Here is a 13,497-nt window from a genome sequence, read left to right as displayed (position 1 = left end):
CAGTCGCCGGCCGCCGTGCGTACTGCCGCGAGCATGCTTGCCGGCTGCCGCGCTGCCGTCGCGTGCGGCGGCGTCGTGGGGCCGGGCCTGGACATGGGCCGCCGGCCGCCGTGCAGGCAGCCTGTCGCTCTGCCTGCACGGCGGCCGGCTCGATTGCGTTCAACACCAGCAGGATCGAAAACGCCGGTAGCCGAGCGCGAACAGGTGATATCCAATCGATCGCGGTCGCCTTCGCAGAGAAGGCACCAGCGGGCGTGGCGACCATCGTGGTGCGGTATGGCGTGGCGCGGGGCGTGAGCGGGCAAGCCTCGTCGCGCCCGGGGGCGCTTCTACGCGGGCACGTGCGCAGCGGCGGCGGTGCGTGATGTGGTGAGGCTGTGGGCGTTAGCGGGGTGGCTCTATCGGGAAAGCGTCTTCGCGCCCGAGGGCGCTCCTACAACGGCAGGGGGTGCGTGTTGTCGTGGGGGGCGTCGGTGACTTGCTCAGCCATCAAAATCCCACTGCAGCCCCACCGTGTAGGTGCGGTCCGGGCCGGGTTCGTAGTAGCGCCCATTACCGTCGTTGACGATCACCGAGCCGACGTATTGGCGGTCCAGCGCGTTGTCGATGCGCGCGAAGGTTCGCAGTGCGCCATACGTGGTAGTCCAGCGCCGCGAAGCTTCCAGGTTGACCAAGGCATAGCCGGGCGCGCGCTCGGTGGCCAGATCGTTGACTACGGTGGCGCCGGAGGCCACCGTTTCGGCGGCGAACTGCCATTGCATGGGCTGCCATTGCCAGCGCGCAAACAGCTGCTGACGCGGCACGCCGGGCAGGCGCGACCCGCTGGCCACCGGCGCGGTGGGCACCGCGCAGCCGCTGCTGGCGCAGGTGAGGTAACCATCGCGCACGGTGGCGTCGACAAAGGTGTAGGCCAGCTGCAGCTGCTGGGTGGCGCCCACCGGTTGCTGCCAGCTCAGCTCCGCGCCCTGGCGGCGGGTGGCGCCGATGTTGCGGAAGGTGCTGCGGCCGTTGGTGTTGCTGGCCACCGCCAGTTCGTCATCGGTGTCGGCGCGGAACAACGCGAACTCCACCGCCGCGCCGCTTTGCGCGCGCCACTTGCTGCCCACCTCGTAGTTGCGGCTGGTCGCCGCGCCCAGGTCCAGCGCGAGACCGGCGCCGCCGTCGTTGCGGTAGCCCAGCTCGTTGAAGGTGGGCGTTTCGAAGCCGCGCCCGGCCGAGGCGTAAACCCGTAGGTCGTCGGTGGCACGGAACACGATGCCGGCCACTGGCGTGGTGGCCGAGTAATCGCGTTGGCCGCTGTCGTCGGGATTGCGCCCGACGATGTAGTGGTCGTCCGAATCGAAGCGCACCTGGCTATGGCGCACGCCCAGCAGCGCGGACCAGCGCTCGCTCCACTGCCACCACAGCTGCGCGAACTGGTCGACGTTTTCCACCTGATCGCGCTGGTTGCGGCGCAATGCGCCCTTGACGCCCAGCGTGTCGCCGACGAAGTTTTCGTAACCGGTGCGGTGCTGCCGCTGGCGATCGACATTGGCGCCGACAGTCAGCTGCAATGGCCGGCCGAGCGCTTCGCCCTGCCAGGCCCAGCGCGCATCGGCGCCTTCGTAATTGCTGTCCAGATCGATCACGCCGCCCGAATGCAGCGGGTTGCGCTGCACCGTCACCGGGATCGCCAGGAACTGCTCCACGCTGCGCTGCCCGCCATAGGCCATCAGGCGCAGCGTCTGGTTGTCGAATTGCTGGGTGAAGATCGTCCCGGCCTGCGACTGACGCACCGATTTGCGGGTGTTGAACTGGGTGGCCACCGACGTGGCCTGCGCCGGGTCGGCGTTGAACTGGGCGCGGGTCAGGCCGAGCGGGTCCTGCGCATCCGGTGCGTCCAGATAATTGAGCACCAGGTCCAGCCGGCTGCCCTCGGCCAGATCGAACCCGAGCTTGGCATTGACCGATTCGCGCCTGGCGCGGCTATGGTCGCGGAAGCCATCGGTGTCGAAATGATTGGCCGCCAGGTTGTAGTGCACCGCGCCCTGCTGGCCGAGCAATTGCGCGCCCACATTGACGGTGGCATTGCTGCCATAGGTGGCGCGCAGCCGCCACGGGTCGTTGGGGGCGCCATCGGCGCTCCACAGCTGCAGCACGCCGCCGGAGGAATTGCCGTACAACGCCGAAAACGGCCCGCGCAGCACTTCCACCCGCTGCGCGCCCAGCACGTTGAAGTGCGAGAGCTGGCCCTGGCCGTCGGGCATGCTGGCCGGGATGCCATCCACCAGCAGCCGCACGCCGCGCACGCCGAAGGTGGAGCGCGCGCCGAAGCCGCGGATCGACAGCTGGGTGTCCTGCGCGTAGTTCTGGCGGTCGCGCGCCACCAGCCCGGGGATGCCGTCCAGCAGCTCGGATACCTGCACGCCGCGGCGGTTGTCGTCGTCGGCCGACACCACGGTGAACGAGGCCGGCAGGTCGAAGTCGTCCACCCCGTGCACACGGGCGGCGTCCACCTGCACGGCGGGAAGGACCTGCAAAGGCGCCGGATCGGCGGCCAGGACGAGCGGCGCGGCGCTCGTGGCGAACAGGCCGCACGCGGCGGCCAACAAGGCGAGTCTGGGCATGGGGATAGTGTCCCTTATCCGTACTGTGGCCGCATCGTTGCGTACGGAACGAAGCATGCTACGCCGGCCATGGGCTGCTAGGATGAAGTGGTTTGGCCCAGCCGCGGCCGAGCACCCCGGAAGTACCCCACTCTTTCGTCCTTCAGCGAGTTATGCCGTGTCCTTCTTTGCAAACGTAGAACAGGTTCCAGGCGACCCCATCCTGGGCCTGACCGAGGCCTACAACGCCGACAGCCGCCCCAACAAGGTCAACCTGGGCGTGGGCATCTATTACGACGAAAACGGGCGCATCCCGCTGTTGCGCGCCGTGCACAAGATCGAGCAGCAGCTTGCGCAGGAGGCCAAACCGCGCGGCTACCTGCCCATCGACGGCCTGGCCGCGTATGACAAGGCCACCCAGGCGCTGCTGTTCGGCGCCGAGTCGGCGCTGGTGGCGTCCGGGCGCGTGGCGACCTCGCAGACCGTCGGCGGCAGCGGCGCATTGCGCGTTGGCGCAGACCTGCTCAAGAAGCTGCTGCCCACGGCCACCATCGCCATCAGCAACCCCAGCTGGGAAAACCACCGTGCAGTGTTCGGCGCGGCCGGCTTCGAGGTTGTCGACTACACCTATTTCGACGCCGCCAGCCATGGCCTGAACTTCGACGGCATGCTCGCCGACCTGGCCAAGCTGGAGCCGGGCACGGTGGTGCTGCTGCACGCGTGCTGCCACAACCCTACCGGTGCCGACCTGACCCGCGAGCAGTGGAAGCAGGTGGCCGGTCTGTTGAAGGAACGCAACCTGTTCCCGTTCGTCGACATTGCCTACCAGGGCTTCGACAAGGGCATTGAGGCCGATGCGTATGCGGTACGTCTGCTGGCCGCCGAAGGGATCGACAGCTATGTGGTCGCCAGCTCGTATTCCAAGTCGTTCTCGCTGTATGGCGAGCGCGTGGGCGCGCTGTCGGTGGTCTCGGCTACCGCCGCCGAAGCCAAGGCCGTGCAGTCGCAGGTCAAGCGCATCATCCGCACGATCTACTCCAGCCCGTCCACGCACGGCGCCGCACTCGTCGCCGGCGTGCTGACCAGCCCGGAGCTGCGCGATCTGTGGGAGCAGGAACTCACCGAAATGCGTGAACGCATCCACGCCCTGCGCGCAGGGCTGGTGGACAAACTCGCCACGCTGGGCGCGCCGGAGTTCGACTTCATCCAGCGCCAGGCCGGCATGTTCTCGTACTCGGGCCTGACCAAGACCCAGGTGGACCGCCTGCGCGACGAGTTTGCGATCTACGCCGTGGGCACTGGCCGCATCTGCGTGGCCGCCCTGAGCCAGCGCAACCTGGACTACGTGGCCCAGGCCGTGGCGACCGTCAGCCGGGTGTAAGCGGCCCCGACGCGGCGCGCAGCCGCATCGACGTACTGCAGACCGGGAGCGCGCCAGCCTCCCGGTCTTTTTTTGCCCACCCCACCGAGCAACTGGCGGATCGGCCGCGACGCGCCGACAATGACGACACGCTTTTCGGTCGATGTCGCTTTCCCACTTGGCGATCGCCTTGGTCTTGGTCCACGTCGCCTGCCGGGTGCCCGAAGGCAGGCGACGGCCACACGTCGCGCCCAGCGCGCCGCCTGCCATAGACAGGCGCGCTCTGCGACAGCTTCTGATCGTCACGACCGGCCTGGATACTGAAAACCCCGTTTCGGCGGGGGTTTTCTAGCCCTGCCTCCAAGCCGCCGGCGCGGCCACCACACACATCGCCTTTCGCGCCACACCTCATTCCCGGCCTTTTCCCTTCCCCGATTCGCATCCCCACCCGACTCCCTTACCCGCCCCCTTCGCCGACTTCTTCCTTCCCCCGCTTGCGGGGGAAGGTGCCCGCAGGGCGGATGGGGGCACCTCAGCGCCATGAAGCGTTCCGCTCCCACCGCCCATTCGCACAAATTCGATCAGCCACGCTACAAACCGCGCAGCAAGTGATCGAAATCTAACGGCGCAATGGCGACAATGGCGGCCCACTTCCTACAACAGGCTGCCCGCTCCATGTCGCGTCCCTCGCTGACCCGCTTCCTGATCGAAGAACAACACGCCGGCCGTATCGATGCGGAACTGCGCCAGCTGATCACCATCGTCTCGCGCGCCTGCAAGCGCATCTCCATTGCCGTGAGCAAGGGCGCCCTGGGCGGCGTGCTCGGCGATGCCGGTACCGGCAACGTGCAGGGCGAGGCACAGAAAAAGCTCGATGTGCTGAGCAACGACATCCTGCTCGAAGCCAATGCCTGGGGCGGCCATCTGGCCGCGTGCGCGTCGGAAGAAATGGACCACAGCCAGCCGGTGCCCGACCAGTACCCCAGCGGCGATTTCCTGCTGCTGTTCGACCCGCTCGATGGCAGCTCCAACATCGACGTCAACGTCTCGGTCGGCACCATCTTCTCGGTACTGCGCGCGCCCAAGGGCACCGAAAAGCCCGGCGACGAACACTTCCTGCAGCCCGGCACCCAACAGGTCGCCGCCGGCTATTGCATCTATGGCCCCAGCACCATGCTGGTGCTCACGCTCGGCCACGGCACCCACGCCTTCACCCTGGAGCGCGAGGAAGGCAGCTTCCTGCTGACCCAGGCCAACATGCGCGTGCCCGACGACACCGCCGAATACGCCATCAACATGTCCAACCAGCGCCACTGGGAACCGGCGATGCAGGCCTATGTGGGCGACCTGCTGGCCGGCAAGGACGGCGCCCGCGGCAAGGACTTCAACATGCGCTGGATCGCCAGCATGGTGGCCGACGTGCACCGCATCCTCACCCGCGGCGGCATCTTCATCTACCCGTGGGACAAGAAGGACGCGTCCAAGCCCGGCAAGCTGCGCCTGATGTACGAAGCCAACCCGATGAGCATGCTGGTGGAACAGGCCGGCGGCGCCGCGACCACCGGCCGCGAGCGCATTCTCGATATTCAACCGACACAGTTGCATCAGCGCGTGCCGGTATTTTTGGGCTCGAAGAACGAGGTGAATGAGGCCACGCGATATCACCTGGAGGCGGATAAGGCGTAAGACGACGAGCCTGCCCTGAAAAACCAGCAGTCATGTATTACCCAAAGACGCCCGCGTATTGCGGGTGTCTTTTTACCGGGCACGCCAAGACTGCATCGGCGGGGATGCCGGCTGAAGTAACCGAAGACCCCAGGGACCTGGTGCACGCGCACGATGTGGAGCGACGCATGGCGATCTCCCGGTTCGCAGGGCCGGCGAACAGCTGTGCATCAAGCAAGTGCTGACCTTCCGCCTGTCTCCTGCCGATCGCCTCCTCATCGGAGAACCCGCTTGCTGAGCGCGCACATCATTTCTTCTTCGAGGAAACCCGCGTGAGAGACGCCCTGCTCGCAACCGCACGCTTGATAAAAGTGAGCGTGGTCATTTTGGGTTCGGTGCTATTTTCATGCGTCGCCGCGACGATTCTGAGCGGTGTCCTCATCGCGCTTAGTGTGGCAATGTCGGGCAGCGGTGAAGCGGCGCCTACATTTTTTCTTTACTACTGTTTTTTCGCATTCGGCATTGGCTCACCTTTCTTTCTTATTTTGGGCGTCCCAACGCTGAATTTTGTTCCTGGCCTGAAGCATGCACATCCCTATGTTGCGGCAGTCGCTGGAGCAGCAATTGTGGCAAGCCTCTGTCTACTCCTGCGCCTGATGCACGATTCTTCAAGGCCATTCGACTCATTGGCTTCCTTGGCCTCATTTGTCGCTTGCCCATCGCTTTGGGCAGGAATCGCTAGCTGCATTTATCAGCGCACCAAAGAACTGACGGCTACCGCGTGATTGCAACACGCGGAGGGCGATTCGAGGCGCAAGCGCGATATAAGACGCATCAACCACGGGACGCACTGCGGCGCCAGGGATAACACAGGCACCGATACGACGTTCAATTCCCGGGCGCGACGCCATCGTCAGGATTCAAACGTCCGCGGATAGCCGTCAGAATTCTCCCGACATGCGACGGCCGTCTGCTTTGCTACGCTTGGGTTACCAGCCGGCAAGCGGCTGGCTCGAATGGATTCCACCGGGGACATAGATGAAGAAGATGGGTTGGGCGCTCGCGATGACGAGCGCTGCATTGCTGTGCGCCTGCTCCACCAACAGCGTGGTGCGCCAGAGCTACAAGGCCGATGCTGCCGCGACGTATTGGTATGAGATCAAGGGCAGTGAGGATACCGATGCTGCGAGTCTGGCGATGTTTCGACGTCAGCTCGATGCCAAGCTCGGTGAGGCCAAACTGCGCGGGGTGCAGGGTGCGCCGGGAGCGCGTGAACTGGACATCAGCGTCACCCATTACTACATGCGCAGCAATGGCGCCCGATTCTGGGCCGGCATCATGGCCGGACGCGACAAGGTTAAGACATCCATCGAGGTCAAAGATGCCGGCAAGACGGTGGCCGCATTCGACGTGGAATCGACCAATACTTCGGCGTGGGGTACCTCCGAGGGCCTGATCGAAACGCATGCTGAAGAAATCGTCGAACGCCTGACGCAGATGCGATAAAGCCTGCGGGAGCCGCACGTCACTCATGCACAGTGGTGCTCGCACACTTAGCACCACGTGTTTCGCGCAGCATTTGCCTCATCTGCACGCCGTACCGGCTGCCGTCACCGCTCGGGGCAGCAAGGCATTCCTTCAAGAGAAAGGACCATGGACGTCAGTAATCTGTCTTTCAATAAATCCCACAAGCAGCAGGCCAATGCCAGGGATGCCGTCAGTGGGCTGCGCTGGATCCTGTTGGCATGCCTGGCGGCCGGGTTGAGCTTTGGTACTGCGGTCGCGGTGACCGCCACGGCAGGCGTGGGGACCGTTACCACCATCGTTTGCATCGCACTGAGCGTGCTGGCAGTTGGCTGTGGCGCGTATGGCGGTTACCTCACTGCGACCGCGCTGGGGTGGTCGTCATTCGTTACCGGCGCGATGGTGCTGTGCGCAATCATCCCGCTGCTTAAATATGTGTGTTTCGCGGTACTGGCAGTACAGGCATTGACGAAGATCCGCGCGGCGGGATACCTATTTACGCCCATCGGACCATTACGCAGCGCGAATGCTTGATAGAAGATGCAGATGAGTGTGGAGCATTGCGGGCAGATCACAGCTGCCTACCCGCTGCGATCCGGCTTTCGATCGCCGCAGACGCGCACTGGGTGCCTCAAGTTACCTGCTGTCCTGCCGCTATCGCTTGCACCAACCGCGTCGACGCAATGAGTGCCCTGCACATGGAGCAGTATTGGTATGCCCAGGAAAATGGAGCATCCAGCGGGGCGACCCGGATGCAGGCACAGGCGTGGTTTGCCGAAGGGCGTATCCACGCGGACACGCTGATGTGGACGGCAGGCATGTCGGGCTGGGAGCCCTACGCGCGCTGCTCGCTGTCGCAAGCCACTCCGCCACCGATCCCTGATAGTGCAGTGAGCTTAGTGGCGCTGCAAGCCGGGCAAGCCGATGGCAGCACACCGGCAGCACGCAACTTCGACTCCACCGACTTCCTGGCGACGATCAGCCGGCCACAGCTTGCGCTTCCGGCCGACGCCCCGGTGCTGCACGTGTATGCCGATGGCTGGCAAGACATCCGTCCGCATCCATGGCGCCGCTGTTTTGCGCGCAGCTTCGACACCTTCGCACTCGGCCTGCTGCTGTGGTTTTCCATCGGTATTGTCGTGGGTACGATCAGCCCGCCGCTGTATTCGGCGCTGGTGGCACCGGTCTCTAGCAAGGCATTGCTCTCCGGCGTCCTGACAAGCCTGTTGCTGATGCCGGTGCTTGCCATCTGGATAGGCTTATGCGGCACGACGCCCGGCAAGTGGTTGTTCGGCATCCGCGTTCTGCGTGCGGATGGATATGCGCTGGGCTTTGCAGACGCAGTCCGCCGCGAGGGACGGGTGTTCGTATTCGGCATGGGCCTATGCGTGCCGTTGATCAGCATGATGACGCAGTTGTTTGCCCTCGTGAAACTGATCAACGCAGGCAAGACCTCCTGGGACTTGAAGGCGGGCTGGGTAGTCACGCACCGGCCGACAGGCCGCTGGCAGATCACGTTGTATGTGGTAGCCGGCATCTCGGCGATGGCATTGGTGGCGCTGATGCGCTGGATGCAATGAGCATGCAAAACCTGCATTTACGCGACAGGCGGGGCTATCTCGGTGTGTGGGAGATGGCACAGGTGCACGCCGAGTTCGGACGTGGCCGCTATCGTGCCGACACCATGTCGTGGCGCCCTGGCGAAACAGCGTGGACCTCGCTCGGACGCCGCTGGAGCCCGCGCATGACACCGTGGCTGCCCGTCTTGGGGGTACTCGCACTGTTCGGCTGCCTGGTCCTTGGCGTCGCGCTGCCGTTATGGGGTTTTCACATTCCCGGGCGGCTGCCATTGCCGCTGGCCTGGCATCTGAGTCTGTTTGCTGTGTCGCTGCTATTGACTGCAACGGTGCTGGGTATCGCGATCAAACGCGACCCCGGCTACGGTCCGTCGCGCGCGTGGACGTCGGTGTGGTTGCTGATTTTGGCACTGCCATTGATTGCTGCATTGCTCTATCAGGTGGTGAGTAACGATCGTGCACGTCACGAGGATCCAGACGCGCAAATGGTACTGAGTGCCGACAAGCGGGTGCTAAGCATCGACGGTAATATCGCGGCGAATTTCATCGATGACTTCAAGGCTGCCATGGCGCGTGCGCCGCATCTGCAGCGGATCGATATCCGCAGTGGCGGCGGGTTGGTCGGCGACGCACTTGAAGTCGCCAAGATCATCCGTGCCCGCGACGTGGTGGTGCGTGTGGATGACTATTGCGCCAGCGCCTGCAGTTTGCTTTGGGCGGCATCGCCCGAGCGTGAGCTCGGCCTACGAGGCTCCATCGGGTTGCACCGGAACAGGATGCTGGGTAACGCGCCCAAGGAATGGCGCGAATCAGCGCTGGCGCAAGGGGATTCACAATCACGCGCCATCCTGCTGCGTGCTGGGTTCGGGCCTGGCTTGTTGTCCAAACGCAGCCATACGCCGCCCAGCGCGATGGCCTGGATCGATGCCACCGAGTTGATCGAAAGCGGCGTCAGCGTGCGCATCCTCGATGCACACGGCAAGCCGGCGACGCGTGCCGCCATGGCCATGGCAGGCGCCTTGCACCAGATGGGCGCCAGCGACGCCTCCTGGCGCGCCTACTTGGCGTATGCGGCCAAGCAACCGGACCAGGTCCTACAGCGCGCACCGTCGATTCGCCAGGCGTTGCTTGCCAAGGACAACGACATTGCAACTGCCTGGTTGCGCAGGCTCTACGCTGAAATGACGGCATTCGCCTTTGGAAGCTCGAGCGATGCCGACATGGTCCGCTGGGGTCGAGGCATCGCGGCGCTCTGGGATGACGCCGTGCGCACCCAGGACAAGGCGCAATGCAACACCTTGTTGGATAACGGTGAGCGCCCGCAGGATGAGGGGACCCGCGCACGCGTGCGCGACCTGCTAGCGGATTTGATCGCCCGTACCGCAGTGCAGGCACCGCAACATACGGTATCCGACGCAGAAGAGCAGGCCGCGCGCTTGCGCTACAACACCCTGTTCTGGAAAGCGCTCGCATCACAGCCAGGCCCGGTCGAGTGGGCCACATGGTCGCAACCACAGCGCTGCAAGGTGTCCGCGCAACTTTATCAAGAAGCGCTTGCGTTACCGCCTGAGCAGGCAGCGGCCTCGTTACGCGCGTTGCGGAACATCCACTTCAATTGAAGCACGCATCGTAAGCTGCGTTTGTATCGCCCTCGGGCCGAAGTGGGACGGTCTACGCGGAGTTGATTTCCAATCGCACTGCCTTGCACCAGTCAGCAGACTGCCCGCAAGGATTACGTATCGACCAGGGAGTTCTCATGAAGACCGCATGCGCTGCATTGGTGACTGCCGTTCTGTTGCAGGCCCCCCCGCTTTCTCCGCATCAACCGCGCCATCGCCACTGGTCGGAACCTGGCTGCTGGATACCACCAGCCTACCGATGCCGGCGGCGGTACGCCCCAAACGTGTCGTCTTGGAGTTCAAACAGGTTCCAGGCAACAAGTGGGCAACCAGCGCCGAGATCACCGAACACGACAACAAGACGCTGCAGGCACACTCCACGCTGTTGCTGGACGGTACGCCGGGTGAGGCATCGGGCACTTACCTGGTCGATCGTGCCGCTGTCAAAATGCCCGAGCCAGGCGTGCTGGTGATGCAGTTGATGTATCAAGGCGTCCCGGCATCCACACGCACCTATACGGTCAGCGCCGATGGCAAGGTCATGACCGAGATTGAAGCCTACTTCAAGGACGGTAACCCGATGATGCGCACGGCGTATTTCAAGCGCGCGCAAAGTCAAATCAAGTAAGCGACCTCGAGCCGCGCCACATTACGGCGTAGCTCGACGTGTCTGTGGAGCAGCGGCGGCTTGAAGGCAAGGAGCCTGTATGCGACATCTTTTACCGATTGATATTCAAGCCACATTACGGCGCAACAAGCCAGTGGAGCAGTTCCTCGGGAGAAGTCCAGTCGACCCGACGTACATTCGCCATATCGAGTTACGACCAGCAAACGATTCAATCGAGCTGTGGATTCATGACGTTGAGGACGTTGGCAGCGAAGGCTACTCGGATCTGTATGATTTCCCGCATTTCGAGCCGGATGAGCAGCATGCCCCTGCTGCCGTTGTTCCGGACGCAGCCGCCGCCGTCGCGTATGCCCGTACACACCTGGCGGCGGATCCCGATCGCTGGACCAACGTCGGAACTGCCGAGTCCGACTACCTTGACTACATTCGGGCAGGCAGGCCTTCCTGTTGGCCCGTTGTCAACTGACGCTCAATCTCGATGCCTGCCAGGCAAGCGTTCGGGTTCAACAGCCACAGATCAGCCTGAGCTTGCTGTGTCGTAACGTCAATCGCCCGGATACGTAGTTGAGCAGACCAGAGCACCAATGACCGACATCAAATTCACCGACGCCGAACGTGCCGCGATCACCCGCAAGATCCAGCTGTATTTCACCGAAGAACTCAGGCAGGAGATCGGGCGGTTCGACGCCGAGTTCCTGCTCGATTTCTTCGCCGGGGAAGTCGGCGCGTACTTCTACAACCGCGGTGTCTATGATGCGCAAGCCATCATCGCCGGCAAGCTGGAAGATCTGGGTGAGGCGGTCTATCAGCTGGAGCGTCCCACCAACTTCAAGAAGTGATAGGGTGCCCTAAGTCGCTGCCTTACCGCGCCGAGCACGCAGGAGAATGTGCTCGGCGCAGAGGCAGCACGCGTGATCAACGGTCGAATGCGTCCCTTGCGATCTGCATCATTGGCACGCGGCTGTGCGTGCGCCGCTGGATACCGGCTCCCACACATAGCCTTCCACTGCTTTGCCTTCACTGATCTGGCGGCGTGGTTGGCGCTGCAGGCAGGGGCCAAAGGCATTGGAAGGCGGCACGATCAGTTGGGTGCCGTCGATAACGACCTGGCGGAAGCGGGTGACTTCGGCATCGCCCAGTTCGCGGCGCAGCAGCGCTTCGATATCGCTGCGTTCGAACGATTTGCCGGCATGCCGTGCGACGTAGAGCGGTCGCAGTGCGTCCAGCAAGCCGCGTTTGCCGGCCGAGCGTGCACGCAAGGCGGCATCGACACTGGCGAAGTACAACATGCCGCGCGCATACGGGATACGCCGGATGGATTCCTGCGCAAAGCCGGCCGCATCGATGCGTTGCAGCGACCAGCGCCGCGCCGGGCTGGCGTAGTACTGCTGCGCCCATGTGTTGATGGCGTTGGCGCAGGCCGCGTGTGGAAGCAGGCCGGCCGCGCATGGCAAGGTCGCCTGCACGAACACGTTGACCCCTTCCGCGTACCAGGGCTCCACGGCATTGGTGAGCTGGCCCACCCATTGGTGCCCCATCTCGTGAAAGATGGTGCTCTGCACGCTGTGCAGATCCTGGCCTGGCGAAAACACGTTGCCCACCGTGATCAGGCTGCTACCGCCTGCCAGGCGTGCGGTGCCGGTTTCGTACGAGGCCACCGGCAACGCGCGGATCAACAGGTCGTAGCGCGGCGGCGCGTCGATGTAGCCAAACCCGGTTGCCAGCACGTCGTACGCGCGCCGTGCCCACGCCATGGTGGCTGCGGCATCGAAGGGCGGTTGGCCGATCGTGTAGGCGTTGAACACGGCATCGTCCTGCACCTGGGCCACCACGGCCGGCCCGGCCAGCAGCCACAGATCGCCCATGACCGTTGCCGGGCCCAGCACCCGCACCGTGCCGACGCCGCCGCTGGCGACACCGATGGAGCCGGGCGCCAGTTCCGACAGATCCCACATCAGCGTGCTGGCGTCGCTGTCCAGTTGTTCGGGCAGCAGCACGAAACTCTTGGAGCTGCCTGCCACACCCAGCCCGGCCGCCTTCATGCCAAAGGGCGGACCACCGCTATTTGCAGGCACCAAGGCGGCGCGGTAGCGCACCGTCACCTGCGGACCGACCGGCCGCTCGGTGCTCCAGCGGCGCATGTCGAAGCCATCCACCGCTGCGCCTTCGGCGATCGACAGCGCGACCTCGCCACCGGCGTCGCTGACATGCAGCTCGCTGATGGCGTCTGCGTTATGCGGCACGGCTGGCAAGGCCGAGGGCAGCACCAAGCTCAGCGGCCTGCGCGCGTCTGCACGCGTGACCTGCTCGGTGACCGCCAGCCCGGTGACGGTCCCGTCCTGCGCGGTCAACGGCTTGATGGTCACGCTGAAGCTGTCGCGCCCGGCAGCGGAGACGGCCTGCACATGCGCCAGCGCCCCGACCAGTAGCCACAGCGCAAGCACGCGCCCGGCAACGGCCTTGCGCAGCGCACCGGCAGGCTCGGTTGCAGCGGATGTCACTACCGTGGTGCGTGCCGGCGGGGACATTGCCGACGACG

At 64.3% G+C, this 13,497-nt stretch carries 11 protein-coding genes and 1 pseudogene; 10 read left to right on the top strand and 2 right to left on the bottom strand.

Annotated features, from left to right (window positions below):
- Window positions 1-482: 482 nt before the first annotated feature.
- A complete protein-coding gene (locus tag ACCQ12_RS00590; protein ID WP_372382677.1) occupies window positions 483-2,606 on the bottom strand; it encodes a TonB-dependent receptor family protein in 2,124 nt (707 codons plus the stop codon).
- A gap of 157 nt (window positions 2,607-2,763) precedes the next feature.
- Between ACCQ12_RS00590 and ACCQ12_RS00585 the strand changes: the two genes are divergently transcribed.
- From ACCQ12_RS00585 to ACCQ12_RS00540, 10 genes and pseudogenes are all read left to right on the top strand, one after another.
- Window positions 2,764-3,966, top strand: a complete 1,203-nt coding sequence (locus ACCQ12_RS00585; protein WP_372382676.1) for an amino acid aminotransferase — start codon at window positions 2,764-2,766, stop codon at window positions 3,964-3,966.
- Between the two features lie 654 nt (window positions 3,967-4,620).
- The gene (locus ACCQ12_RS00580; protein ID WP_047693269.1) at window positions 4,621-5,631 is read left to right on the top strand and encodes a class 1 fructose-bisphosphatase; all 1,011 of its coding nucleotides are present in this window, start codon (window positions 4,621-4,623) and stop codon (window positions 5,629-5,631) included.
- Window positions 5,632-5,942: 311 nt separating this feature from the next.
- Window positions 5,943-6,395: a hypothetical protein gene (locus ACCQ12_RS00575; RefSeq protein ID WP_372382675.1), complete on the top strand. Its 453-nt coding sequence runs from the start codon at window positions 5,943-5,945 to the stop codon at window positions 6,393-6,395.
- A 253-nt stretch (window positions 6,396-6,648) separates the two neighbouring features.
- Window positions 6,649-7,116, top strand: coding sequence for a DUF4410 domain-containing protein (locus ACCQ12_RS00570; protein WP_372382674.1), 468 nt, complete (start codon window positions 6,649-6,651; stop codon window positions 7,114-7,116).
- A 147-nt stretch (window positions 7,117-7,263) separates the two neighbouring features.
- Window positions 7,264-7,668, top strand: coding sequence for a hypothetical protein (locus ACCQ12_RS00565; RefSeq protein WP_372382673.1), 405 nt, complete (start codon window positions 7,264-7,266; stop codon window positions 7,666-7,668).
- Entirely contained in the window at window positions 7,665-8,714 is a 1,050-nt protein-coding gene (locus ACCQ12_RS00560) for an RDD family protein (RefSeq protein WP_372382672.1), read from the top strand. Before ACCQ12_RS00565 ends, ACCQ12_RS00560 begins: the two co-directional genes overlap by 4 nt.
- Before the next feature lie 2 nt (window positions 8,715-8,716).
- Window positions 8,717-10,330 (top strand): hypothetical protein, encoded by a 1,614-nt coding sequence (locus tag ACCQ12_RS00555; RefSeq protein ID WP_372382671.1) that lies wholly within the window; start codon window positions 8,717-8,719, stop codon window positions 10,328-10,330.
- Window positions 10,331-10,491: 161 nt separating this feature from the next.
- Window positions 10,492-10,958: pseudogene (locus ACCQ12_RS00550) on the top strand (LuxR family transcriptional regulator).
- Between the two features lie 79 nt (window positions 10,959-11,037).
- On the top strand, window positions 11,038-11,424 hold the full coding sequence (locus ACCQ12_RS00545) for a hypothetical protein (RefSeq protein WP_372382670.1): 387 nt from the start codon (window positions 11,038-11,040) through the stop codon (window positions 11,422-11,424).
- A gap of 118 nt (window positions 11,425-11,542) precedes the next feature.
- On the top strand, window positions 11,543-11,797 hold the full coding sequence (locus tag ACCQ12_RS00540; RefSeq protein ID WP_372382669.1) for a DUF2164 domain-containing protein: 255 nt from the start codon (window positions 11,543-11,545) through the stop codon (window positions 11,795-11,797).
- 108 nt (window positions 11,798-11,905) lie between these two features.
- Here ACCQ12_RS00540 and ACCQ12_RS00535 read toward each other — a convergent pair whose 3' ends face one another.
- Window positions 11,906-13,459 carry a hypothetical protein gene (locus tag ACCQ12_RS00535; protein ID WP_372382668.1) on the bottom strand — a complete coding sequence of 518 codons (1,554 nt, stop codon included), beginning with the start codon at window positions 13,457-13,459 and terminating at the stop codon, window positions 11,906-11,908.
- Window positions 13,460-13,497: the final 38 nt, after the last annotated feature.

The sequence above is a fragment of the Xanthomonas sp. NCPPB 1068 genome (genome assembly GCF_041479385.2).
GTDB lineage: Bacteria > Pseudomonadota > Gammaproteobacteria > Xanthomonadales > Xanthomonadaceae > Xanthomonas > Xanthomonas cannabis.
The sequence above is the reverse complement of the archived record's forward strand: the minus strand, read 5'-3'. Positions and strand labels throughout refer to the sequence as shown.

What these genes read in the sequence shown, in the direction of transcription:
- ACCQ12_RS00590 (WP_372382677.1), bottom strand. Translation starts at nt 2,606, where the DNA reads ATGCCCAGACTCGCCTTGTTGGCCGCCGCGTGCGGCCTGTTCGCCACG.
- ACCQ12_RS00580 (WP_047693269.1), top strand. Translation starts at nt 4,621, where the DNA reads ATGTCGCGTCCCTCGCTGACCCGCTTCCTGATCGAAGAACAACACGCC.
- ACCQ12_RS00570 (WP_372382674.1), top strand. Translation starts at nt 6,649, where the DNA reads ATGAAGAAGATGGGTTGGGCGCTCGCGATGACGAGCGCTGCATTGCTG.
- ACCQ12_RS00565 (WP_372382673.1), top strand. Translation starts at nt 7,264, where the DNA reads ATGGACGTCAGTAATCTGTCTTTCAATAAATCCCACAAGCAGCAGGCC.
- ACCQ12_RS00555 (WP_372382671.1), top strand. Translation starts at nt 8,717, where the DNA reads ATGCAAAACCTGCATTTACGCGACAGGCGGGGCTATCTCGGTGTGTGG.
- ACCQ12_RS00545 (WP_372382670.1), top strand. Translation starts at nt 11,038, where the DNA reads ATGCGACATCTTTTACCGATTGATATTCAAGCCACATTACGGCGCAAC.
- ACCQ12_RS00540 (WP_372382669.1), top strand. Translation starts at nt 11,543, where the DNA reads ATGACCGACATCAAATTCACCGACGCCGAACGTGCCGCGATCACCCGC.